The 24,012-nt window shown below is 58.8% G+C and carries 22 protein-coding genes; 16 read left to right on the top strand and 6 right to left on the bottom strand.

Features of this window, described 5'->3' with window-relative positions; genetic code table 11:
• The first annotated feature begins 10 nt into the window (after positions 1 to 10).
• From EDC30_RS13170 to crcB, 4 genes are read left to right on the top strand one after another with little or no spacing between them, the layout of a single operon-like run.
• Complete coding sequence (locus EDC30_RS13170; RefSeq protein ID WP_243656779.1) at positions 11 to 1,279, top strand: molybdopterin molybdotransferase MoeA; 1,269 nt, start codon at positions 11 to 13, stop codon at positions 1,277 to 1,279.
• 9 nt (positions 1,280 to 1,288) lie between these two features.
• Positions 1,289 to 1,546, top strand: coding sequence for a molybdopterin converting factor subunit 1 (gene moaD, locus EDC30_RS13165; RefSeq protein WP_132259306.1), 258 nt, complete (start codon positions 1,289 to 1,291; stop codon positions 1,544 to 1,546).
• Between the two features lie 3 nt (positions 1,547 to 1,549).
• Positions 1,550 to 2,059 carry a molybdopterin synthase catalytic subunit MoaE gene (gene moaE / locus EDC30_RS13160; RefSeq protein WP_132259305.1) on the top strand — a complete coding sequence of 170 codons (510 nt, stop codon included), beginning with the start codon at positions 1,550 to 1,552 and terminating at the stop codon, positions 2,057 to 2,059.
• Positions 2,056 to 2,430 carry a fluoride efflux transporter CrcB gene (gene crcB, locus EDC30_RS13155; protein ID WP_132259304.1) on the top strand — a complete coding sequence of 125 codons (375 nt, stop codon included), beginning with the start codon at positions 2,056 to 2,058 and terminating at the stop codon, positions 2,428 to 2,430. The genes moaE and crcB overlap by 4 nt, the downstream gene beginning before the upstream one ends.
• Here crcB and EDC30_RS13150 read toward each other — a convergent pair.
• The gene (locus EDC30_RS13150; protein WP_243656778.1) at positions 2,411 to 3,424 is read right to left on the bottom strand and encodes a cation diffusion facilitator family transporter; all 1,014 of its coding nucleotides are present in this window, start codon (positions 3,422 to 3,424) and stop codon (positions 2,411 to 2,413) included. The two genes, crcB and EDC30_RS13150, sit on opposite strands and share 20 nt — an antisense overlap.
• Positions 3,425 to 3,681: 257 nt before the next feature.
• Here EDC30_RS13150 and EDC30_RS13145 point away from each other — a divergent pair, with 257 nt between their 5' ends.
• The 3 genes from EDC30_RS13145 (at position 3,682) to EDC30_RS19915 (ending at position 7,238) form a co-directional block, all read left to right on the top strand.
• Positions 3,682 to 4,227, top strand: coding sequence for a Dps family protein (locus tag EDC30_RS13145; protein ID WP_132259302.1), 546 nt, complete (start codon positions 3,682 to 3,684; stop codon positions 4,225 to 4,227).
• Between the two features lie 195 nt (positions 4,228 to 4,422).
• Complete coding sequence (gene clpB / locus EDC30_RS13140; RefSeq protein WP_132259301.1) at positions 4,423 to 7,008, top strand: ATP-dependent chaperone ClpB; 2,586 nt, start codon at positions 4,423 to 4,425, stop codon at positions 7,006 to 7,008.
• A 107-nt stretch (positions 7,009 to 7,115) separates the two neighbouring features.
• Positions 7,116 to 7,238, top strand: coding sequence for a hypothetical protein (locus EDC30_RS19915; protein WP_279389758.1), 123 nt, complete (start codon positions 7,116 to 7,118; stop codon positions 7,236 to 7,238).
• 2 nt (positions 7,239 to 7,240) lie between these two features.
• On the opposite strand, the gene EDC30_RS13135 is transcribed toward EDC30_RS19915, so the two are convergent.
• Entirely contained in the window at positions 7,241 to 7,717 is a 477-nt protein-coding gene (locus tag EDC30_RS13135) for a host attachment protein (protein WP_132259300.1), read from the bottom strand.
• A 249-nt stretch (positions 7,718 to 7,966) separates the two neighbouring features.
• Here EDC30_RS13135 and EDC30_RS13130 point away from each other — a divergent pair, with 249 nt between their 5' ends.
• The 3 genes from EDC30_RS13130 (at position 7,967) to EDC30_RS13120 (ending at position 11,508) form a co-directional block, all read left to right on the top strand.
• Positions 7,967 to 10,243: an ATP-binding protein gene (locus EDC30_RS13130; RefSeq protein WP_165973820.1), complete on the top strand. Its 2,277-nt coding sequence runs from the start codon at positions 7,967 to 7,969 to the stop codon at positions 10,241 to 10,243.
• A 222-nt stretch (positions 10,244 to 10,465) separates the two neighbouring features.
• Positions 10,466 to 10,978 (top strand): RDD family protein, encoded by a 513-nt coding sequence (locus tag EDC30_RS13125; RefSeq protein ID WP_165973819.1) that lies wholly within the window; start codon positions 10,466 to 10,468, stop codon positions 10,976 to 10,978.
• A 38-nt stretch (positions 10,979 to 11,016) separates the two neighbouring features.
• Positions 11,017 to 11,508, top strand: coding sequence for a hypothetical protein (locus tag EDC30_RS13120; protein ID WP_132259297.1), 492 nt, complete (start codon positions 11,017 to 11,019; stop codon positions 11,506 to 11,508).
• A 137-nt stretch (positions 11,509 to 11,645) separates the two neighbouring features.
• Here EDC30_RS13120 and ilvD read toward each other — a convergent pair whose 3' ends face one another.
• Positions 11,646 to 13,508, bottom strand: coding sequence for a dihydroxy-acid dehydratase (ilvD, locus tag EDC30_RS13115; RefSeq protein ID WP_132259296.1), 1,863 nt, complete (start codon positions 13,506 to 13,508; stop codon positions 11,646 to 11,648).
• Positions 13,509 to 13,714: 206 nt separating this feature from the next.
• Positions 13,715 to 14,515, bottom strand: coding sequence for an AraC family transcriptional regulator (locus EDC30_RS13110; protein WP_132259295.1), 801 nt, complete (start codon positions 14,513 to 14,515; stop codon positions 13,715 to 13,717).
• Between the two features lie 114 nt (positions 14,516 to 14,629).
• Between EDC30_RS13110 and EDC30_RS13105 the strand changes: the two genes are divergently transcribed.
• The 6 genes from EDC30_RS13105 (at position 14,630) to greB (ending at position 21,476) form a co-directional block, all read left to right on the top strand.
• Positions 14,630 to 15,877, top strand: a complete 1,248-nt coding sequence (locus EDC30_RS13105) for an MFS transporter (protein ID WP_132259294.1) — start codon at positions 14,630 to 14,632, stop codon at positions 15,875 to 15,877.
• A gap of 47 nt (positions 15,878 to 15,924) precedes the next feature.
• Complete coding sequence (rraA, locus tag EDC30_RS13100; RefSeq protein ID WP_132259293.1) at positions 15,925 to 16,419, top strand: ribonuclease E activity regulator RraA; 495 nt, start codon at positions 15,925 to 15,927, stop codon at positions 16,417 to 16,419.
• Between the two features lie 588 nt (positions 16,420 to 17,007).
• Positions 17,008 to 18,324: an isocitrate lyase gene (gene aceA, locus EDC30_RS13095; protein ID WP_132259292.1), complete on the top strand. Its 1,317-nt coding sequence runs from the start codon at positions 17,008 to 17,010 to the stop codon at positions 18,322 to 18,324.
• Positions 18,325 to 18,475: 151 nt separating this feature from the next.
• Positions 18,476 to 19,429 carry a 23S rRNA (adenine(2030)-N(6))-methyltransferase RlmJ gene (locus EDC30_RS13090; RefSeq protein ID WP_132259291.1) on the top strand — a complete coding sequence of 318 codons (954 nt, stop codon included), beginning with the start codon at positions 18,476 to 18,478 and terminating at the stop codon, positions 19,427 to 19,429.
• A 183-nt stretch (positions 19,430 to 19,612) separates the two neighbouring features.
• Positions 19,613 to 20,878: an EAL and HDOD domain-containing protein gene (locus tag EDC30_RS13085; RefSeq protein ID WP_243656777.1), complete on the top strand. Its 1,266-nt coding sequence runs from the start codon at positions 19,613 to 19,615 to the stop codon at positions 20,876 to 20,878.
• A gap of 40 nt (positions 20,879 to 20,918) precedes the next feature.
• Positions 20,919 to 21,476 carry a transcription elongation factor GreB gene (greB, locus tag EDC30_RS13080; RefSeq protein WP_132259289.1) on the top strand — a complete coding sequence of 186 codons (558 nt, stop codon included), beginning with the start codon at positions 20,919 to 20,921 and terminating at the stop codon, positions 21,474 to 21,476.
• A 2-nt stretch (positions 21,477 to 21,478) separates the two neighbouring features.
• Here the strand turns inward: greB and EDC30_RS13075 are convergent, their stop codons facing one another.
• Both EDC30_RS13075 and rpoZ read right to left on the bottom strand, forming a co-directional pair.
• The gene (locus tag EDC30_RS13075) at positions 21,479 to 23,758 is read right to left on the bottom strand and encodes a RelA/SpoT family protein (RefSeq protein WP_132259288.1); all 2,280 of its coding nucleotides are present in this window, start codon (positions 23,756 to 23,758) and stop codon (positions 21,479 to 21,481) included.
• Positions 23,759 to 23,807: 49 nt separating this feature from the next.
• A complete protein-coding gene (gene rpoZ / locus EDC30_RS13070) occupies positions 23,808 to 24,011 on the bottom strand; it encodes a DNA-directed RNA polymerase subunit omega (RefSeq protein ID WP_132259287.1) in 204 nt (67 codons plus the stop codon).
• Between the last annotated feature and the right edge of the window lies 1 nt (position 24,012).

The raw sequence follows: 24,012 nt of genomic DNA, 5'->3' as shown, positions 1-24,012 counted from the left end.
AAAGAAGCCCATGCTTAGCGTCGCAGAAGCATTGAACCTCATTCTTGCCGCTGCACGTCAGGTCGACGAGTTTGATACATTGCCGACGCTGCAGGCCAATGGCCGCATTCTCGCCACATCGCAAGCATCCGGTCTCGACGTGCCGCCGATGGACAATAGCCAGATGGATGGTTATGCAGTCCGCGCTACGGACTGTGCGGGCGCGTCCGCAAGCAAACCGGCGCGTTTGAAAGTCGCCCAGCGCATCCCGGCCGGTCATGTCGGGCAGCCGCTGCAGCCCGGTACCGCGGCGCGTATCTTTACCGGTGCCATGATTCCCGATGGCGCCGATGCGGTCGTCATGCAAGAGCAATGCGAACTCCACAAGGAGGCTGATGGCGACTGGGTTACCGTCAGCCATGCTCCGGTGTCAGGCGAATGGATACGCCGGCGCGGAGAAGATATTCGTGCAGGCAGCACCATCCTCGAAGCAGGCACGCGCCTGCGCGCCCAGGAACTCGGCCTTGCCGCTTCGGTTGGCTTGGCCACGCTGCCGGTGATGCGGCGGCTGCGCGTCGCGGTATTTTTTACTGGCGACGAACTGGCCATGCCGGGTGAAACCCTGAAGCCGGGCGCCATCTACAATTCCAACCGATTCCTGTTGCGCGGCTTGCTGGAAAACCTTGGCTGCGCCATCACCGACTACGGTATCGTGCCGGACTCGTTGCAAGCCACCCGTGATACGCTGCGCGAGGCGGCGGCCGGACATGACCTGATTATTACTTCCGGCGGCGTCTCGGTTGGCGAAGAAGACCATGTCAAGCCGGCCGTGGAAGCGGAAGGGCGTCTCAACATGTGGCAGATCGCCATGAAACCGGGCAAGCCGCTCGCATTCGGCGAAGTCGACCGCCGCAACGATGCAAGCGGCGAATTGGGAGGCAAGGCAAATGGCAAGGCAGCGGCATTCTTCCTTGGTTTGCCCGGTAACCCGGTATCGAGCTTCATCACTTTCCTCTTGTTTGTCCGGCCTTTCATCCTGCGGCTGCAAGGCGTGGCCGACGTCGCGCCCAAGGCTTATGCCATGCGCGCCGATTTCAATTGGCCCAAAGCGGATCGCCGCAATGAATTCCTGCGCGTCAAACGCAATGACGCCGGTGGCCTCGATCTCTTTCCGAACCAAGGCTCGGCCGTGCTGACTTCCACCGTGTGGAGCGATGGCCTGGTCGATAACCCTCCCGGGCAAACCATTGCTGCTGGCGACACGGTGCGCTTCATTCCCTTTGCCGACCTGCTGTATTAAACTGGCTGCATGAATATCCAGCTCCGTTTTTTCGCCAGCGTACGCGAAGCCCTCGGCACGGCCCAGGAAGGCGTCGACCTGCCTGAGCATGTGCGTACCGTTGGCGAAGTGCGCGAATTCCTGCGCCAGCGCGGCGACGTCTGGGCTGAAGTGCTGGCAGAAGGCAGGGCGTTGCGCATGGCATGCAACCAGCAAATGGCCAATCCCGGTACGCTTGTTTCCGAAGGCTGCGAAGTGGCTTTCTTCCCGCCGGTTACGGGAGGCTGAGCCATGCCGATTCGCATTCAGACCGAAGACTTTGACCTGAGCGCGGAAGTCTCCCGTTTGCGCGCCAGCCAGCCGCAGGTCGGCGCCGTGGTGGCATTCGTCGGCACGGTGCGCGACATGAACGAGGGCACAATCGTCGCCGGGATGGAGCTGGAACACTATCCAGGCATGACGGAAAAATCCCTGGAAGTCATCGTCGGCCAGGCCCGCGCGCGCTGGGATATCGTCGATGCGCTGGTGATCCATCGGGTGGGGCCATTGAAACCGCTCGACCAGATCGTGCTGGTGGCCGTGACTTCCAAGCACCGCGGCGAGGCTTTCGCTGCCTGCGAATTCATCATGGATTACCTGAAGACCCAGGCGCCGTTCTGGAAAAAGGAACAGACGCCGGAAGGCGCGCGCTGGGTCGATGCGCGCGTGACGGACGATCAGGCACTGGCCAGGTGGGGTGTCTCGCCCGCTCGTCCAGGCCCGGGCAACACGGAAGCGTCGCTGCCGGGAGAGGAAGCATGAGCTGGCTTGCCGTGGGTGTCGGCGCGGCACTGGGCGCCTGGCTGCGCTGGGGGCTGTCAACCTGGCTGCATGGCTGGCATAACCAGCTTCCCTTCGGCACATTGGCAGCCAACCTCGGTGGCGGTTACCTGATCGGTGTCGCGCTTGCCTTCTTTCAGGGGAACCCGTCGCTGCCGCCAGAATGGCGCCTGTTCCTGATTACCGGGTTCCTCGGCGGCTTGACGACTTTCTCGACCTTTTCCGCGGAGTCGATGACCCTGCTGCAGAATGGCGACTACCTGTGGGCGCTTGTGCACACGGCGTTGCATGTGCTGGGCGCCGTGCTGCTATGCATCGCCGGCTATGCCAGCTTCAGGATGCTGTCCGCCTGAATCCGGTCGAGCCGAAGTAGATATGGCGAATCGGCGGATATTGCGCTTTGATGGCGCTTTCCAGCCTGCAGACCGCCAATTCCACCGTATCCACTGCCAGATCGCCCCTGAATTGCACTTCCGCTACGAGCAGGATATCGTTCGGCCCCATCTGCATGGTCAGCAAATGGCCGATTTTTTCCACGGCGGGATCGCTGGAAATGATTTTCCGCAGTTGCTGGACCATCGCGCGGTCCGCGCTTTCGCCGACCAGCAGGCTGCCCGTTTCGCGTCCCAGCACGACAGCCGCTGCCAGCAATACGACGCCGATGAGGATCGAGGCGGCCGGATCGATGTAGGGATTATTCAGTATATGGCCCAGCCAGATGCCCAGCGCGGCGATGGCGATGCCGGTGAGGGCGGCGGAATCTTCGATGAAGACCGTGAATACCGATGGATCCTTGCTGCGTCGTACGACTTGCCACAGGCTTTCCTCCGGGTGCTTGCGGGCGACGAGCTCTACCTTCGAAACATGCCAACTGTAACCTTCGAAGAGCGCCGCGACCCCGAGCACGATGTAATTCCAGGTCGGGTCTTCCAGGGGCTTCGGATGGAGCATGCTGGTTATGCCATGATAAATTGAGACGCCGCCGCCCAGTGAAAATACCGATGCCGCCACGATGAGCGCCCAGAAGTACAGCGTCTTGCCATAGCCGAAAGGATGCCACTCGTCCGGCGCGCGCTGGCTGCGCCCGATTCCAACCAGCAGCAGATATTCGTTGCCGGTATCGACGAGGGAGTGAACACCTTCGGCCAGCATGGCCGCGCTGCCGGTGAAGGCCGCTGCGACAAACTTGCTGATGGCAATCGCGAAGTTTGCCACGAGGGCTGCATAGATGACTTTCTTTGCTCCGGCATGTTTGGATGCCGCGTCGACCGGAGCCGGCGCACTGGCTGGGGTCGATGCTGCGCCAGCATCCGGTTCCGGCGTTTTCGGTGAATGTGCTGGGCTCACAGCCTTCTCCCTCAACTGGCGTATGCCAGGGTGGCAGGGCAATCCGTCGTTGCCGCGCGGTTGTTCGTCATCATTTCTTGCGTTCACAAACTCACAAGAGCTGCCCGCCGCGGGCATTCCTTGCTGCAGCCATCGTACTACAGGGAAGCTCCCGGCTTTGTGAAAGCGCCCACAATACCGGCTTGCGCGCCACGTAGTGAACCGTGCCTCTGGTTGCCACTCCAATAGGCATTTCAACGCCTACAAGGAGCAGGGCCATGGAAAGAAACGATGAAGTCGTCCAGCGAGCGGAACGCAAGCAACGCGCTCCTCTTACCACGCCGACAGATTTAACTCCGGAGGCAACCCGCAACATTGCCGGCGCCCTGAATTCGATTCTGGCCGATGTCTTCGCCCTGTATCTGAAGACCAAGAATTTTCACTGGCATATGAGCGGACCACATTTCCGCGACTATCACCTGCTTCTGGATGAGCAGGCGGATCAGCTCTTTGCCATGACCGACCCGATCGCCGAGCGCATTCGCAAGATCGGCCAGCCCACGCTCAAGTCGATCGGCCATATCGCCCGGACCCAGCGCATTCTCGATAACGATGCGGAATATGTCGAACCGGGCGGCATGCTGTCCGAACTGGCGGAAGACAATCGCATGCTGGTTGGCCGCCTGCGCGAGGTTCATGGCATCTGCGACGATAGCCGGGATATCGCCTCTGCCAGCCTGATTGAAAACTGGATCGATGAGACCGAGGAGCGCACCTGGTTCCTGTTTGAAGCGGGCCGGCGGCTGGATTCGACGGGCCACTGATTACCCTGGATAGCTTGATGATGATGTTGTTGTAGTGCAATACATCTGGGCGCTGTTTTTTCCGGCATTCGCTTGGCGAGTCCTTCTTGAAGAGAGCCAGGAGATCGGCGCAAGAGCGATGCGCCAGCCGCTTTCTTGAAATGCGACGTTCGATCCCCACTTACCAGCCAACCAACAAATTCTGGAGTGTGAAAGATGCGCCTAGATAAACTGACAACCAAGTTGCAGGAAGCCCTGGCGGATGCGCAAAGCCAGGCCGTGGGCAACGACAACCCTTATATCGAACCGGTCCACCTGCTGGTTGCCCTGCTTAACCAGGATGACAGCAGCGCCCGTTCTCTCTTGCAGCGCGCCGGCGTGAATGTCGGCGGGCTTTCCAACGCGTTGAAAGGCGCGCTGGAACGCCTGCCGAAAGTCTCCGGCACCGGCGGTGAAGTGCAGGTCAGCCGTGAATTGTCGGCCTTGCTGAACCTAGCCGACAAGGAAGCGCAAAAGCGCGGCGACCAGTTCATTGCCAGCGAGATGGTGCTGCTCGGCCTGACCGAGGATAAGTCGGACGCCGGCCGGCTGGCGCGTGAAAACGGCTTGAGCCGCAAGTCGCTGGAAGCGGCCATCGATGCCGTGCGCGGCGGCGCTTCCGTCAATTCGCAGGAAAGCGAAGGCCAGCGCGAGGCATTGAAGAAGTACACGCTGGATCTGACCGAGCGCGCTCGCCAGGGCAAGCTCGACCCGGTGATCGGGCGCGACGACGAGATCCGCCGTGCCATCCAGGTCCTGCAGCGCCGCACCAAGAACAACCCCGTGCTGATCGGCGAGCCGGGCGTGGGCAAGACCGCCATCGTCGAAGGCCTGGCGCAGCGCATCGTCAATGGTGAAGTGCCTGACAGCCTGAAGTCCAAGCGCGTGCTGTCGCTCGACATGGCCGCGCTTGTGGCTGGCGCCAAATACCGGGGCGAATTCGAGGAGCGCCTGAAAGCGGTGCTGAAGGAACTGGCCCAGGACGAGGGACAGACCATCGTCTTCATCGATGAGCTGCATACCATGGTCGGCGCCGGCAAGGCCGAGGGCGCCATGGATGCCGGCAATATGCTCAAACCGGCCCTGGCGCGCGGCGAGCTGCATTGCGTGGGCGCCACCACGCTGGACGAATACCGCAAGTACATCGAAAAGGATGCCGCGCTGGAGCGCCGCTTTCAAAAGATCCTGGTGGATGAGCCGAGCGTGGAAGCCACCATCGCCATCCTGCGCGGCCTGCAGGAAAAATACGAGCTGCACCATGGCGTCGAGATCACCGACCCGGCGATTGTGGCAGCCGCCGAACTGTCGCACCGCTACATCACCGACCGCTTCCTGCCCGACAAGGCGATCGACCTGATCGACGAAGCCGCTTCCAAGATCAAGATCGAGATCGACTCCAAGCCGGAAGTGATGGACAAGCTCGACCGCCGCCTGATCCAGCTGAAGATCGAGCGTGAGGCGGTGAAGAAGGAAACCGATGAAGCTTCGCAAAAGCGCCTGGCCATGATCGAAGACGAGATCGATAAGTTGGAGCGCGAATACGCCGACCTGGAAGAAGTCTGGAAAGCGGAAAAGGCGATGGTCCAGGGCAGCCAGCACATCAAGGAAGAGATCGAAAAGGTCAAGTTGCAGATGGAAGAAGCCAAGCGCAAAGGCGATTGGCAAAAGATGTCCGAGCTGCAGTATGGCAAGCTGCCGCAACTGGAAGCGCAATTGAAGCAAGCTGACAGCGCCGAAGCCAAGCCGCAGGCTAACAAGCTCTTGCGCACCCAGGTCGGCGCCGAGGAAATCGCCGAGGTGGTGTCACGTGCCACCGGCATTCCGGTGTCGAAGATGATGCAGGGCGAACGCGACAAGCTGGTGCACATGGAAGAAGAGTTGCACAAGCGCGTGGTGGGGCAGGATGAAGCCATCGTGGCGGTGTCGGATGCGATCCGCCGTTCCCGTGCTGGTCTCGCCGATCCCAACCGGCCGTACGGTTCCTTCATGTTCCTGGGCCCGACCGGTGTGGGTAAAACCGAGCTGTGCAAGGCACTGGCCTCGTTCCTGTTCGACACGGAAGAATCCCTGATCCGTATCGACATGAGCGAGTTCATGGAGAAGCATTCGGTGGCCCGCCTGATCGGCGCGCCGCCGGGCTATGTCGGCTACGAGGAAGGCGGCTATCTGACCGAAGCGGTGCGGAGGAAACCCTACAGCGTGATCCTGCTCGACGAAATCGAGAAGGCGCATCCCGATGTGTTCAACGTGCTGCTGCAGGTGCTGGATGATGGCCGCATGACCGATGGCCAAGGTAGAACCGTGGACTTCAAGAACACGGTGATCGTGATGACCTCGAATCTGGGATCGCACAAGATCCAGTCGATGGAAGAGAGCGACCCGGCGCTGGTCAAGCTGGCCGTGCTGGCGGAAGTGAAGAACCATTTCCGTCCGGAGTTCATCAACCGTATCGACGAGATCGTGGTGTTCCATGCGCTCGATGAAAAGCATATCGGCTCCATCGCCAAGATTCAATTGGCCATCCTGGAAAAACGTCTGGAGAAGATGGAGATGCGCCTGGATATGTCGGAAGCGGCATTGCAGAAGATCGCCGAAGCCGGCTTCGACCCCGTATATGGCGCAAGGCCGCTGAAGCGCGCGATCCAGCAGGAGATCGAGAATCCGCTCTCCAAGCTGATCCTGGAAGGCAAGTTCGGTCCGAAGGATGTGATTCGCGTCGATGCGCAGAATGGCAAGCTGATATTTGAAAAGGTCGTCAGCTAATCCAGCTGATCTACCCCGCTGATATATTCAGCCGATGCCGTTTGGCTGTGCCAGTGAAAAGCCGCCCGCTGATGCAGCGAGCGGCTTTTTTTGCATGACTTTATCGTATGAAGTTCGCTGACTCTGACTGCCTGGACATGCTCACCAACTTAGGCTGGCTTTCTGTTCATGATGAAGGCGGCTGCGTGCGCGCCGCCAGCCTCGGCTTCAATATGTCCGTCATTCCTTAAGTTCAGGACGATTTTTTCGCCACTTGTCCCTTGATCTGCTCAAGCAGCTGATCGCCGCTGAACTGGGTGTAATCCTTGTTGAGTTCCATGCTTACCACCGACTCCAGTTCCGCCGGCATCAGCGAGCGCAGCATGCCCAGAAATTTCGGCGACACGACAAGCGAGAGTTGCTGGAAGCGTCCCTCGCGATGGGACTGCAGTAGATAATTAATGATGTCCCTCGCAAACAGCTCCGCCTGGTGCTGATCCGGGGTCTGGGCAGGTTCGTACAGTTTGTTCGGCGTGGCTCCGCCCGTGTTATGCATGCTCTTTGTGGCGGAGGTCGGACCGAGCTTGTCTGTCTCACTGGCTTCGAGCATACGCTGACGCACCGCGTCATTGATCATGTCATTGACTTCTTCCAGATGATCTTCCGTCTGCATCTGGGAAAAAAAGCGTGCCCGGCTGGCATTCGCTGAAACAATCCAGGTTGCGTTCATATCAGCCTCGTTAGTATATTGGTAAAAATCTTCGATGCGGGAAAGGTGCGATTGTTCCGAAAGCCTGAGAAGTTGGGCTAAGTGCGTGATCCATCCTGCTTTATCGCTGCGGAAATGATGAACCTGCATAGTCGTCCGCGTTCAATTTATTGAATCTCCTAGTATTTAATATTTGACGTTTGGTAACGGCAAATCGATTTATGGGTAATAATGAAATAAGTTTAAATGTTGAGCGCGGGAAATGTAGGCATGGAAATTAAACAAAATCACACAGACCTTTTGCGTTCCTGTGAGAGCGAGCCGATTCATATTCCCGGTGCCATTCAGCCTTTCGGTGTATTGCTCAGTCTGGATTGGCCAAGCCTGCAAATACGAAATGCCAGCGAAAATTGCTCGAAAGAGCTTGGCATTGCCCCCTCTGAATTGATTGGGAAATATTTTGGCGAACTGGTCGTACCCGACCAACTTCAGTCTCTGCAGCAGTATCTGAAGCAGGAAAAGCTGCGGGAACAAACTCCTTTCAATCTCACATTATGTTCTCCGGGCAGACCGGCCCGGCAAGATTGGGAGCTGAGCGCGCACCGGCATCGCGGCAGCCTGATCGTCGAGCTCGAGCGCGGCATCCCCCCGGTCTGCGATGCCTTGACCTTTCATCGGAAAATACGCGATGCGGTGCAGGCGCTGCAATCCACCAGCAACCTGCAGCAACTCTGCGAAGCCGCCGTGCAGCAGGTGAAAGCCGTGACCGGCTTTGACAGGGTCATGCTGTATCAATTTAACGAGGAATGGCATGGCAAGGTCATTGCGGAAGCATGCGCGCCGCATATGGACGCCTACCTTAACCACCATTTCCCCGCATCCGATATTCCCGCCCAGGCGAGGGCAGTCTTTCTAGAAAACTGGATCCGCATGATTCCGGACGTCGACTACGAGCCGGCAGCGCTTTATCCGGGCATCAATCCACAGAATGGCGCGCCGCTCGATCTGGGACGCGCATTGTTGCGGAGCGTCTCGCCGGTTCATCTCGAATACCTGCGCAACATGCAGGTCAAGGCCACGCTGACGATTTCCCTGGTCGACGACGGCAAGCTGTGGGGGCTGATCGCTTGCCATCATGCATCGCCACGACGCATCGACGCGGATAGCCGCCTGGCGGCAAAGATGATCGGCCAGCTGGTCTCGTCGCAGCTCAAGTTGAAAGAATCGCTGGAAGACCTGCACTATCGCGCCGAACTCCGCGAAGTGCATGCCCAGCTGATCGCCTACATGGAGCAGGAAGACGATCTGGTCCAGGGCCTGGTGCAGTACTGCCCCAACATGCTGGACATGGCTGCCGCTACCGGTGCGGCTGCGGCGATCTACCACGACAGCAAGTGGACAATCATCGGCAAAACGCCGTCTGAACAACAAATCGAACAGCTGGTCGATTGGCTGGTGCAGCATCATGGCGGTGAAAGCCTGTTCAACACCAATCGCCTGAGCATTCATAATCCGCAAGCGTGGGCCTACAAGGATATTGCCAGCGGCTTGATTGCGGTTCTGATTCCCAAGACCGAGCGTAATTACATATTGTGGTTTCGCCCTGAAGCGGCGACTACCGTCACGTGGGCGGGCAACCCGCAAAAGGCGGTGATGCAAGAAGGCGATCAGCTGACTCTCCATCCGCGGTCCTCCTTTCATTCATGGCAGGAAGTCATGGAAGGCGTGGCCGAGCCATGGAAGAAAGTGGAAATCGAGGCGATCGAAGAGCTGCGCAAGAGCATTCTTGCGCTGGACCTGCAGCGCGAGTTTCGCAAGGAGCAGCTGGAAAGATCCAGGGCCGAGCGTATCGCGCAGGAGAAGGAAAGCCTCGCGCAAATGGTGTCGCATGACTTGCGTACGCCGCTTAGCGTGATCGAGATGACTTTCCAGCTATTGCTGCATGGCGCGCCGCGCAGCGCCGAAATGATGCAGACCCTGGTTCAGCGGGGGATGCGCGCCGCGCAAGCGATTGAACACCTTGCCAGCGATGTGCTGGATATGGCAAGGGTGGATGCCGGAGAGCTCGAGCTGCAGGTGAAAATGGCGGATGCCGGAAGCCTCGTGCATGATGCCATTGACCTGGTTATTCCGTTGGCAGAGAAGAAGTCGGTGCAAATCGAAGCCGTGTCCGATGCGCTAGGTGTGCAGGTGCCGTGCGATCGTGCGCGGATCGGGCAAGTGCTCGGAAACCTGATCAGCAACGCCCTCAAGTTCACGCCGGCAGGCGGGCGGATAACAGTCTCGGTAGCGCCGGAGGGCGATGACCTTGTCTTCTGCGTTGCCGATACCGGTGTCGGGATCGCGCCGGAGCACCTTTCACGCATCTTTAAACGCTTCTGGCAGGAAGACCACGCAAAGTCGATGGGGACCGGGCTTGGCCTGTCCATTGCCAAGGGCATCGTCGAAAAGCATGGCGGTCGCATCTGGGCGCAAAGTGTCGTGGGAAGCGGAAGCCAGTTTTTCTTCAGCATTCCGCTTCAACAATCGCCCCGTCAATCAGCCTGAAAACAAAGTGCGCCGACGTGGCGGCTTCTTCAAAGGCGAAATCTTCGGCTTGTTGCATCAATAAGACGAGCTGCCCCGGTTTCGTCCGTCCGGCTATTGCAAGCGACGCGCAGAGCGTCCACACTTGGCAAGGCAATAATAATGATCGGGGCTGTATCCACATATCGGATATACAGCATTCGCATCCTACGTCCACCACAATCTTATAAAGGCGACGTCATTATGAGCCATGCCAATCCCTATCTCCCGCCGGATGCCGTTCTCAGGGTCGAGGAAGACACTTCAGCCATCGAGCTTGCCACGCGCTGGCAAAGGTTCTGGGCCGGTATCCTGGACGCCATCATCGGCTTTGTCTGCGGCGCACCCTTCCTGTTTGCCTTTGGTCTGTTTGACTATTCCAGGCGCGGCCAGACGCCGCCGCTGATGTTGACGCTGGCGCTGACTGCGGTCGCGTTCGTTATTTTCATACTCGTGCACGGTTATTTTTTAAAGCGTAACGGCCAAACCATCGGTAAGAAAGTCATGGGCATCAAGATCGTCGACTTGAATGACAATACTGCCGATTTCTGGAAAATCGTTTTGCGACGCTATCTGCCTATTTCCGCGGTCAGCGTGATTCCTGCCGTGGGCCAGATTCTGCCGCTGATCGACGTGCTGTTTATTTTTACCGCGGAACGCCGCTGCGTGCATGATTTGATCGCCGGTACCAAGGTGATCAAGGCGAAAAGCGACTGAGCAAAGGTTATTTTTTTAACGGGAACAGGTGAAACATAATGAAGCGGCAGCATGTTGTGCCAGCAATCGCGTTGGCATTTGTATTCAACGTGGCTTTAGCCGCCGATGAGACGCAGGAACGTCAGTCCTCTGATAATTCCAGTGATGAAGTCGAGGTTACGCCAAGCTCTGATGCCGCGGAAGCAAATCGGCTGATTAATGATCTGGGTGGTTTTTGTTTCTTTGCTGGCTATCCACCAGCCGAGCAAAAATACACAGTGATCAGAAAGCTGAAAGTTGGGAAGGGTAGCTACGGCAGCGTGAGAGACATTCTTCCCCGGCTAGCTGATAATGCAAGAATGGCAGGAGCAGACGCGATTATCCGCTACACGGGATCTCAACGATTTGGTTTTTTTCCATGGCGCGTAGTACGTCCAGTGGTCAGAGGAATCGCCGTGAAATGGACCGATTCAAATAAGCCGGAATGTGCCGCGATTGGCGGGACTACGCTGCAGACAATTATTTCCACTGACACGCCGCCCATCCGATAGCTGCGTATGTCCTGCATTTCGATGATGCGTTAGGGACTTCAGCGGAAAAGGCTGAAAAGCCTTGTGCTCTGTCTCTCAAAAAGAAATATGTGGGATGCCGTGAAGACTTATGTCACTTCATGGCATCCCAATTTTATTTAACGTTTCAATTGCGACAAATCGCGCACCGCGCCGCGATCCGCAGACGTTGCCAGCGCAGCGTACGCTTGCAAAGCCTGCGAGACATAGCGCTCGCGCTCGACCGGCTTCCAGGCATCGGCGCCCTTGGCTTCCATGGCGGCGCGGCGCTTGGCCAGTTCTTCATCGCTGATGCGCAGGCTGATGCGACGGTTCGGGATATCGATGTCGATCATGTCGCCTTCTTCGACCAGGCCGATGGCGCCGCCTTCCGCCGCTTCCGGTGAAGCGTGGCCGATCACCAGACCTGACGAACCACCGGAGAAGCGTCCATCGGTCAGCAGGGCGCATTGCTTGCCCAGGCCCTTGGACTTGATGTACGAAGTCGGGTAGAGCATTTCCTGCATGCCCGGGCCGCCTTTCGGGCCTTCGTAACGGATGATGACGACATCGCCGGCATGCACGGTGTCGCCAAGGATGCCTTCGACGGCAGCGTCCTGGCTTTCGAACACGCGCGCCTTGCCGCTGAAGACGAGGATGCTTTCATCCACGCCGGCGGTCTTGACGATGCAGCCTTTCTCGGCGAGGTTGCCGTACAGGACAGCGAGGCCGCCATCCTTGGAGTAGGCATGCTCCAGGTCGCGGATGCAGCCGGTGCTGCGGTCGGTGTCGAGCGATTCGAAACGGTTCTCTTGCGAGAAGGCGACTTGCGTCGGCACGCCGCCCGGCGCGGCACTGAACAGCTTGTGCACGGCCGGATCGTCGCTGGACTTGATATCGTTGCGCTCGATGGCTTCGCCGAGCGTCTTCGCATGGATGGTCGGCACCGAGGTGTCGAGCAGGCCGGCGCGATTCAGCTCGCCCAGGATGCCCATGATGCCGCCGGCGCGGTGCACGTCTTCGATGTGGTACTTGTCGGTCATCGGCGCCACCTTGCACAGGCAGGGTACCTTGCGCGAGATGCGGTCGATGTCGGCCATGGTGAAAGGCACTTCGGCTTCATGCGCAGCGGCCAGCAGGTGCAGCACGGTGTTGGTCGAGCCGCCCATCGAGACGTCGAGCGCCATGGCGTTTTCGAACGTCGCCTTGGTGGCGATGTTGCGCGGCAGGACCGAAGCATCGTCCTGCTCATAATAACGCTTGGCCAGATCGACGATCAGGCGACCGGCGCGCAGGAACAGTTCCTTGCGGTCGGCATGCGTGGCCAGGGTGGTGCCATTGCCCGGCAGGGACAGGCCCAGCGCTTCAGTCAGGCAGTTCATCGAGTTGGCAGTGAACATGCCTGAGCAGGAACCGCAGGTCGGGCAGGCGGAACGCTCGACTTCGGCAACGTCGGCGTCGCTGATCTTCGAGTCGCCGGCCTGGATCATGGCGTCGACCAGGTCGAGCTTGATGATCTTCTTGGAGCCATCCACTACCTTCAATACCTTGCCGGCTTCCATCGGGCCGCCGGAGACGAACACGACCGGGATATTCAGGCGGAAGGCCGCCATCAGCATGCCCGGCGTGATCTTGTCGCAATTGGAGATGCACACCATCGCATCGGCGCAGTGGGCGTTGACCATGTATTCCACCGAGTCGGCGATCAGGTCGCGCGAAGGCAAGGAGTAGAGCATGCCGCCATGGCCCATGGCGATGCCGTCATCGACGGCGATGGTGTTGAATTCCTTGGCGACGCCGCCGGCTGCCTCGATCTCGCGCGCGACCAGTTGACCCAGGTCTTTCAGGTGCACGTGACCCGGCACGAACTGCGTGAAGGAATTGACGACGGCGATGATCGGCTTGTCGAAGTCATTATCCTTCATGCCTGTGGCACGCCAGAGGGCGCGTGCGCCAGCCATGTTGCGGCCGTGGGTCGTGGTCCGGGAGCGATACTGAGGCATGGTTCTCTTCCAAAAAATAAGTTGTGCGTAATGTGCCCTGAGCCTATCCGAATGTCAATTCGGCAAGTGAGTATTCGCGCAGGGAACAGTGGCTCGGTCGGCGGGGGAAAATCCAGGAAGGCAATCCATCATTTTCCATGGTGCTTGGGCTATTTTAACGTCCCCGCCTGGCATTTGCAGCGCTTCCGCTACGCCAGCAGCATACGTTATCCATTATGCAAGGCCTGGCCGGCTAAAAACTGCGATGGCGTTTGCCCAAAGGTTTTGCGGAACATGGCGGAGAAAGCGGACTGGCTGGCATAACCCAGTTCCGCCGCCACCTGCGACATCGGCATGCCGCGCGCAATCAGCGCCGCCGCGTGCGCCAGGCGCATTTGCCGCCGCCATTCGCCAAAGCTCACGCCGAGTTCCGCCTGAAACAAGCGGGCAAGGGTACGTTCGGACGCGCCTACCCGCTGCGCGCCTTCAGCCAGCGTGGCAATCGCTGACGGAGAATCGATCAGCATTTTGCACAGCGTCCGCAAGCGCTTGTCGTCCGGCAGGGCGATCCGCATCGGCAGCGTCGCGGCATGGCGCATTTCATCGAGGATGAGCGCAGCAAGCAAAGCTTCCCGCCTGGATTCGATTTCAGCATGCTCGAACGCGGCGATCGATTCGCGCAAGAGTGGCGAGACTTCAATCACCCTGCATTGCTTATCCGCGAATGGCGCGGCGGTATTGTGGACATACAGGGCGCGAATTTTTGCTTTCTCGAGAACGTGTATCTCATGTACGGCATCGGGTGGAATCCAGATGGCCCGCAGCGGCGGCACGATCCAGCTGCTGTCCGCCACGGTGACGCGGACAACGCCTTCCTTGGCATAGGTGATCTGGCCCCAGTCATGGCGGTGTGGCTTCAGCAATTGCAGAGCTTCCAGATCGCGCGCGACGATCCTGATCGGCCGGCCCGCGCTGGGGGTTGTGCCGGGCAGGTGCAGGCGGGTATGCGTGACGGGTGAAGCAGCCATGAAAAAGCGAACTCAGCGGGTTGGCCGAAAATCGATAAATATTGTCATGTTATCTTAAACCGGACGTTTCGATTTTGCCTACACTTTGAAATCCCAATATTTCTAAGTCGTACCATGACTGCCACCGCTGCCAACGTTTCCCAAACTCTGCGCCAGGACGCCCAGGTCATTGCCCTGGTCGGCGTCGCCCATGGCGTATCGCATTTCTTCCACCTGATCCTGGCGCCGCTCTTTCTGTGGCTGAAGCCGGCATTCAACCTCTCGTATGCAGAACTGGGCTTGTTGATGACGGTGTTTTTTGTCGTCTCCGGCGTCGGCCAGGCGGCAGCCGGCTTCGTGGTGGATCGCGTCGGCGCCCGTGCCGTGCTGTTTGCCGGCATGGCCTTGTTGGGCTTGTCGGCGCTGGCGCTGTCAATGGCGCCAAACTACGGGATGCTGCTGGTGGGTTCGATGCTGGCAGGCCTGGGCAATAGCGTGTTTCATCCGGCGGATTTCACCTTGCTTAACAAGCGCGTCTCGCCCGGCCGCCTGGGGCATGCCTTTTCGGTGCATGGCATTTCCGGCAATCTCGGTTGGGCTGCCGCCCCGGTCTTCCTGGCGGGGATTGCCGGTGTGGCAGGCTGGCGCACTGCGCTGGCTGCCGCTGCTGCGGTGCCGTTTGTCTGGCTGGCCGTGCTGCTCGTATTTCGCGACCTGCTGCAAACCGGGCATGGCGAGGCCGCTGCCGCCAAGTCGGCCGGTACCACGCAGGAGGAGGGCGGGGCGCTTGGCTTCATCCGCCTGCCGGCCGTCTGGATGTGTTTCGCCTTCTTCTTCATTACCGCCATGGCGCTGGCCGGCATCCAGAGTTTTTCTGCCGCCGGCTTGCGCGATTTGTATGACATGTCTATGGCTTCGGCTACGGCCGGCCAGACGGCATACATGCTGGCTTCGGCTGGCGGCATGGTGTGGGGCGGTTTTCTGGCCGCGAAGGCCACCCGCCATGATCGCACGATTGCGATGGCTTTTGCCTTGTCCGGTGCCTTTTCCATCCTGATTGCTGCGGCAATTACCCCAGCCTGGATGGTCGTGCTACTGATGGGCGTGGTCGGCTTCGGCGCCGGTGTCGCCGGTCCTTCGCGCGACTTGCTGATCCGCGCCGCTGCGCCGAAGAATGCCACCGGCCGCGTGTATGGCGTCGTGTATTCCGGCCTCGATATCGGTTTGGCGACCGGGCCCTTGCTGTTCGGCGCGCTGATGGATGCGCACCATCCTGCCATGGTATTCCTTTTGATCGGCGTGTTTCAGATCATGGCGATCCTCACCGCCGTCAATGTCGGCGGCAGGTCGGCAAGGCGCGCTGCCGCAACGCAAGCAGCATGAAAGCGCTTACAATTTCAGGTTGAACAATTTTCATCAGGGAGAAACTCATGAGCTTTGCAACCTGCGATATCTGTGACGCCAACGAAGACAAGATCGCCGCCGGCACGCTGGCGGTCCTGCCGCCGGTATTCCAATCGTTCGGCAAGCGTGCTGCCTTTGCCGGCCCTGCCCGTACCCTGAAGGTGTTCGAGGATAACGTCCTGGTGCGCGCCGCCCTGGAGACGCCGGGCGAAGGCCATGTTCTGGTGGTCGACGGCGGCGGCAGCCTGCGTTGCGCGCTGGTCGGCGGCAATCTCGGCGTGCTGGCCGAGAAGAACGGCTGGGCCGGCATCGTCGTCAACGGCTGCATCCGCGATTCCGAGGAAATCAATGCCTGCGACATCGGTGTGCGTGCCCTGGCCACGCATCCGCAGCGCAGTATCCGCAAGGGCGTGGGCGACAAGGATATTCAAGTATCGATCGCCGGCGTGACGGTCAATCCGGGCGACTGGATCTATGCCGACGCCGACGGCATGCTGGTGTCGTCAGCCAAACTCGCCTGAGTCAGACAGGAGGGCGGATAAACGTCCTCCCGTGCCTTGCCATTGCCAGTCTGGACTGCCCTGGCAAGGCCAACCAGCTCCCCATTCCAGATTCTCGGCTTTTCCGGTTTGGTCCTCGCAGGTCTGGGCATCCTTGCTCGATGCGACTGGACCTCAATCTTGTACCCGCCATCAGCCCCTAAACGGCGCCACGTCCCAGGTTCCATATCTGCCTAAATCTCAGCTCTGCTAGTTCCAGTCAATGCTGGAGTTGATCATGGGCTGGCAGATTGCCCCCGTCTTTTCATTTCCGAAGTAAAAATTCACGATGCCGGGCCGCCCCTGATTGATAAACATTCCGACAATTTTTTCATAATGCAGTGCCGTATTTTTGTATTGTGAAAAGCAGTGCTGTCAGCGCGATAAAAATCTGATGCATTTCGTTAATTTTTGTTTCGCAATCCGAAAGGGGAAATATAAGTATTTGAATTTTAAAGAAATAAATTTACTTATATGTCTTATATAAGACCTTGTTGCCTCGCAAGAAAAGGAATATGATTCCTCTCATTCGATTCACCCTTCTTCGTAACACCCGTCAAACTCAGGAGAATGACAATGGCAACTCGTGAAGAACAAATCAAGGCCCTCGAAAAAGACTGGGCTGAAAACCCCCGCTGGAAAGGCGTCAAGCGTAACTACTCCGCTGCGGACGTCGTTCGCCTGCGTGGTTCCCAACAAATCGAGTACACCCTGGCCAAGAGCGGCGCTGAAAAGCTCTGGGCAAAAGTTAACGGTGGCGCCAAGAAGGGTTACGTGAACGCATTCGGCGCGATCACTGCCGGTCAAGCCATGCAGCAAGCTAAAGCTGGCCTGGAAGCCGTCTACCTGTCGGGCTGGCAAGTTGCTGCCGACGGCAACACTTCCGAAACCATGTACCCCGACCAATCGCTGTACGCATACGACTCCGTGCCGACCATGGTTCGTCGTATCAACAACACCTTCAAGCGCGCTGACGAAATCCAGTGGTCGCGTGGCATCGAGCCGGGCAACAAAGACTTCATCGACTACTTCCTGCCGATCGTCGCTGACGCTGAAGCCGGTTTCGGCGGCGTGCTGAACGCTTTCGAACTGATGAAGAACATGATCGCTGCAGGCGCTGCCGGCGTTCACTTCGAAGACCAATTGGCTGCTGTGAAGAAGTGCGGCCACATGGGCGGCAAGGTTCTGGTTCCGACTCAGGAAGCCGTCGAGAAGCTGACCGCTGCTCGTTTCGCTGCCGACGTCATGGGCGTGCCGACCATCGTTCTGGCCCGTACCGACGCTGAAGCTGCAAACCTGCTGACTTCCGACTACGACGCCAACGACAAGCCGTTCCTGACCGGCGAGCGCACTCAAGAAGGCTTCTACCGCGTCAAGAACGGTCTGGAGCAAGCTATCAGCCGTGGCGTTGCCTACGCTCCGTACGCTGACCTGGTCTGGTGCGAAACCGGCGTGCCCGATATCGGCTTCGCACGTGAATTCGCGCAAGCCGTGCACGCTGCCTGCCCGGGCAAGCTGCTGTCGTACAACTGCTCGCCTTCCTTCAACTGGAAGAAGAACCTCAACGACAGCCAGATCGCGTCGTTCCAGGAAGAGCTGTCGGCACTGGGCTACAAGTACCAGTTCATCACCCTGGCTGGTATCCACGTCAACTGGTTCAACACCTTCCAGTTCGCCCACGCTTACGCTCGCGGCGAAGGCATGAAGCACTATGTCAACATGGTGCAAGAGCCGGAATTCGCAGCTCGCGAAAAAGGCTACACCTTCGTGTCGCACCAGCAGGAAGTTGGCGCTGGCTACTTCGACGACGTGACCACCGTGATCCAGGGCGGTTCGTCTTCCGTGAAAGCCCTGACCGGCTCGACCGAAGAAGAGCAATTCCACTAATCCAGCCGCAGGCTCCTTTCGGAGCCTGGCAAGCGGATTACCAAGACCGCACGGGAAACCGTGCGGTTTTTTTATTGGCATGCGGGCAGATTATGCCGCCCGGTGTCATACTCCCTATACTTATCGTTACCCATTTCCACGTTTATCTTCCATGCTGAGTTACCGCCACGCCTTCCATGCAGGGAATCACGCCGATGTGCTCAAGCACATGGTGCTGATCCAGTTGCTGCGCTATTTGAATCAAAAGGATGCGCCCTACATGGTGATCGATACCCATGCCGGCGCCGGCGTGTACGCGCTGGATAGCGAGCAGGCGACCAAGAATGCCGAGTTCGATACCGGCATCTCCAGGCTGTGGGAGCGCGCCGACCTGCCTGAAGCCGTGGCTGACTATGTCGGACTGGTCAAAGCCATGAACCCGAGCGGCAAGATGCGTTATTACCCCGGTTCGCCATATTGCGCCGAAAAGGTGATGCGCGAGCAGGATCGTCTGCGCCTGTTCGAGCTGCATCCCAATGAGATCAAGATCCTTTGTGACAATTTCGAAAAGCTCGATGCCCACGCCGCCGCGCAAGGACAGCGGCCAGCGGCGCGCGGCAAGCGCGTGATGGTGCAGAAGGCGGATGGCTTCGATGGCTTGAAAGCGCTGCTGCCTCCGCCATCGCGGCGCGGCCTGGTGCTGATCGATCCGCCCTATGAAGTCAAGCAGGATTATCGCCGCGTAGTCGAAACCTTGAACGATGCCCTCAAGCGTTTTGCCACCGGTACTTATGCGGTCTGGTATCCGGTCTTGCAGCGTCCCGAATCGCGCCAGTTGCCGGAGCAACTGAAACGCTTGCCGGCCAAGGACTGGCTAAACGTAACCCTGTCGACCGGCGCTCCGCAGCCGGACGGACTTGGCTTGCGCAGCAGCGGCATGTTCATCCTTAATCCCCCGTGGACCTTGGCGCCGCTATTGCGCCAGGTAATGCCTTGGCTCGTTGACGCGTTAAAGCAGGATACCGCTGCACGGTTTGTACTGGAAACGGGAGAGGGCGGGAGTTCTGCTTCGCCGTCAAGTGAAGCAGGAAGAAAACCATTCCCTTCAAGAGGTAGCAAGCGTTGAGGCGGAGCGGTGTTGGCGAGGTAGGTGAATTTGATACTTATGGTAAGTAAAACTACTAGACTGCCGTCTTCGAAAAGGAATTTGCCTTTACAATACAAAAATTCTTGAGGGAAATATTTTCCCCATGTAAATTCTTAAATATATCTTGAATAAAGGCAGCTTCTCTATCCGATGAGCCCCGACTTGGCTACCCTCAACGCAGAAGCTGTACAACATGCGCGGGAATTCTTCCTGGCGCGGCAGCCTATTCTGAGCCGTGCCCAACAGCTGGTTGCGTATGAATTGTTGTTCCGCGATGCTGCGTCGGGCCATGCGCAGATCGTGGATAACGTTGCCGCCACCGCTGCTGTCATGGCGCACGTTTCCGAACTCGGGCTGGAAAACGTCATTGGCGATTCGCTGGGCTTTGTCAATATCGACGAAGGCGTGCTGATGAGTGACTTCATCGGGTTTCTGCCACCGGACAAGGTGGTTCTGGAAATCCTGGAAACCGTCAGGGTGACGCCGGAAATCATCGAACGTATCAAGGAACTGGCCAAGGCAGGGTATCAGTTTGCGCTGGACGATGTGGTAATCCAGTCCGAGGACGTGCGTCAATTGCTCCCCCTGGTTCAGTTCATCAAGATCGATATCATGGGCATGCCCTCACAGACCTTGCATGCCCTGGTGCGCCAGCTCAAGCACGCCAGCAAGAAACTTCTGGCGGAAAAGGTGGAAACCCATAGCGAGTTCAAGACTTGCCTGGACCTCGGTTTCGATTATTTTCAGGGCTATTATTTTGCCAAGCCGCTTATCCTGAGCGGTAAGAAGCTTTCGCCTTCGCAAGTCGGGATCATGCAGCTCATGAATCAGATTCTGGCTGATGAAGATAGCGCCGCGCTCGAACAGACGATCAAGCGCGATGTGACGCTGTCGCTGAACCTCTTGCGGCTGGTGAACACTGCCGGCGTGGGCGCTGGCCGGCACATCGATTCGGTCAGCCAGGCACTCCTGGTAATGGGGCGCCTGCAATTGCAGCGCTGGTTGCAAATCCTGATTTACGCCAGCTCGGGAGAAGGCGAGGCATTGAAGTCGCCGCTGCTCGCATTGGCAACCTCGCGCGGCAAGCTGCTGGAGCTGATGGCGCAAAAGCGTTATCCAGGCGACCGTGGCTTGAGCGAAAAATCTTTTACCATCGGGATCATGTCGCTGATGGACGCGCTGTTTGGCATGTCGATGGAAGAGGTGCTTGATCAGCTCACCGTTGCCGATGAGGTGCGCAAGGCGCTGTTGCATCGAAGTGGCGAATTCGGCGACATGCTGAAGCTGGTGGAATATATCGAGCGGATCGACCATCTCGGGCCGCCGGCCTTGGCCATTCTGCATAGTCTCGGGCTCACTCCGCAGGATCTGACGGAGATGCAAGTGCAGGCTTTTCACTGGGCAAACAGCATCGCCGACGCCCATTAGCGCCTCGTCCTTCGCACGGGACGAGGCTATAATCGCTGTTATGAATAAAGCATTTGTCAAGGAAAGCGATGGCGACGAGGATGATCTCGGCCCCGCTCTGCCACCGATTCCCCCGGGCGCCAAGAACTACATTACGCCGGCCGGTTACCAGCGCATCAAGGATGAGCTATTGCAGCTGATCGATGTCGAGCGCCCGGAAGTCGTGCGCATCGTGCATTGGGCGGCGTCCAATGGCGACCGCTCGGAGAATGGCGACTATATCTATGGCAAGCGGCGCCTGCGCGAGATTGACCGGCGCATCCGTTTTCTGACCAAGCGCCTGGACCTGGCGGAAGTGGTCGATCCAAGCGTGCATCATGGCTCGGACCAGGTGTTTTTCGGCGCGACGGTCACTTACTGCAATCAGGCTGGCGATGAACAGACCGTCACCATCGTCGGCATCGACGAGCTCGATCCATTGAGTGGCAAGATCAGCTGGGTATCGCCCGTGGCGCGCGCATTGACGAAGGCGCGCGAAGGTGACGTGGTGACCTTGCAGACGCCCGGCGGCATCGAAGAATTAGAAGTTCTGGAAGTCAGCTACCCGGTGCCGCAGTAAGCTTATCCGCGTTCGCGCATGATACGCGCGACATTCGGAATACGGCGGATATTGCGCATCAGGCGGGCCAGGTGTACGCGGTCTTCTACCTGGATGGTGAATTTCAGCTGCGTGATCGGCATGGTTTCATCCTTGCCGTTATCCATGGCCACGTAGCTGATGTTGGCGTCGGATTCGCCGATTTCGGCCGCAATGCGCGCCAGCATGCCCCGCTCGTTCTTCACCAGGATCATGATGCGGCAATCGAAGCGGCGGTTCAGCTCCTGTCCCCACACCACATCGATCCAGCGGTCGGGTTCCTTGGCGCGATTGCGCTTGGCCTGGTCGCAATCGAGCGCATGCACGATCAAGCCCTGGTCGCGCCGCAACTGCCCCTGCAAGCCATCGCCGGGAATCGGCATGCAGCAGGGCGCCAGTTGCACCGAGGTTCCCTCGTTGCCGTAAATGACGACCGGAGCCGGCTTGCTCTGAATGATATCGCCCTGTGGCGTGACCGACGGCGCGGCGCCGGCGTCGTTCTCCACCAGGCCGAGAATGTGGCGCGCCACCAGCGCGGCCATGCGCTTGCCGACGCCGATGTCGGCATACAGCTCGTCCATCGACTTGGCGCTGGATTCGTTCAATAAGCGTTCCGCCAGTTGCGGCAGTAATTCGGGATCAAGCTTCAGCGTGATCAGCGCCTGGTTCAGGAGGCGCCGGCCAAGCTCGGTCGATTCCGCGAGGTTGATGGTGCGCAGGTGATGGCGAATCGCCGAGCGCGCTTTGCCGGTGCGGACGAACGTCAGCCAGTTCGGGTTGGGGCGCGAAGTCGGCGACGTGATGATCTCGACGATGTCGCCATTGCGCAATTCACTGCGCAGCGGCGCCTGTTCGTGATTGATCTTGACCGCGATAGCCTGGTCGCCCACATCGGTGTGAATGGTGTAGGCAAAGTCCAGCGCGGTCGCGCCGCGCGGCAAGGCGATGATCTTCGACTTCGGTGTGAACACGTACACCGAATCCGGGAACAGGTCGACCTTGACGTGCTCGAGGAATTCCGCCGAGTCGCCGGTCTGCTTCTGGATATCCAGCAGCGACTGCAGCCAGGCGTGGGTGCGCTGCTGCAGGTCGGTCATGCTGTCGTCGCCGCTCTTGTATAGCCAGTGCGCGGCCACGCCGGATTCAGCGACGCGGTGCATTTCCTGCGTGCGGATCTGGAATTCCACCGGCGTGCCGTAGGGGCCGATCAGGGTCGTGTGCAGCGACTGGTAGCCATTCAGCTTGGGAATGGCGATGTAATCCTTGAATTTGCCCGGCATCGGCTTGTACAGCGCGTGCAGGGTACCCAGCGCGACATAGCAGTTAGCGAAGCTGTCGACCACGATCCGGAAGCCATACACGTCCAGCACCTGTGAAAACGATAGGTGCTTGTTGCGCATCTTGCGGTAGATGCCGTACAGGGTTTTTTCGCGGCCGTACACCTGGACTTCCAGGCCGGCGGCAGCCAGCGTGTTCTTGACGGATTCCAGGATCTTGCTGACCACTTCGCGGCGATTGCCGCGTGCAGCTTTGACTGCCTTGGCAATCGTGCGGTAGCGAAGCGGATGCAGATGGGCGAACGACAGGTCCTGCAGTTCGCGGTAAATATTGTTCAGGCCCAGCCGGTGCGCGATCGGCACGTACACTTCCATGGTCTCGCGGGCGATGCGACGCTTCTTTTCCGGCGCCATGAAATCCAGCGTGCGCATGTTGTGCAGGCGGTCGGCCAGCTTGACCAGGATGACGCGCACGTCGCGCGCCATGGCCAGGAGCATCTTGCGGAAGTTTTCCGCCTGTGCTTCGACCTGGCTCTGGAATTCGATCTTGTCGAGCTTCGACAGCCCATCCACCAATGACGCCACCGGCGCGCCGAAACGCTCGATCAGCTCTTCCTTCTTGACGTCCTGGTCTTCCATGACGTCATGGAGGAGGGCGGCCATGATGGCTTGCGCGTCGAGCTTCCAGTCGGCGCAGATTTCGGCGACGGCAATCGGGTGGGAAATGTACGGTTCGCCGGACTTGCGCATCTGTCCGAGGTGCATCTCGTCGGAGAAGCGGTAGGCTTCCCTGACCTTTTTCAGGTCGGACTCACTCAGATAGACGGAAAGCTTGGCGGAAAGGTCTGAGATGGATGCCACGCCGGGTGCGGAAGGCGCAGCATCCATCGAGGTATTCGATCCTGCGGAATTCGTGGCCGAACGTCTTGCAGCTGCGCGCTTGACGGCGACAGTGGTTGGCGTTGAATCGGCAGGCATCAGTTTCATGGCGGGGCCTTTAGCCCGTGATGAGCGACAGCATCACGCTGCAGGATCCTTAGGTTGGCACCTTCTTCAGCATTTCCAGGCCAACCTTGCCGGCGGCGATTTCGCGCAGGGCCAGCACGGTCGGCTTGTCTTTCGCGTCCACTTTCGGGGTGTGACCTTGCAACAGCTGGCGTGCGCGGTAGGTCGCAGCCAGGGTCAGCTGGAAGCGGTTTGGAATTTGCTTCAGGCAATCTTCAATGGTAATACGGGCCATG

The sequence above is a fragment of the Paucimonas lemoignei genome (assembly GCF_004342585.1).
In the GTDB taxonomy this organism is placed as follows: Bacteria; Pseudomonadota; Gammaproteobacteria; order Burkholderiales; family Burkholderiaceae_D; genus Paucimonas; species Paucimonas lemoignei.
Note: the sequence above shows the minus strand (reverse complement) of the source record. Positions and strands in the feature narration are given on the sequence as shown.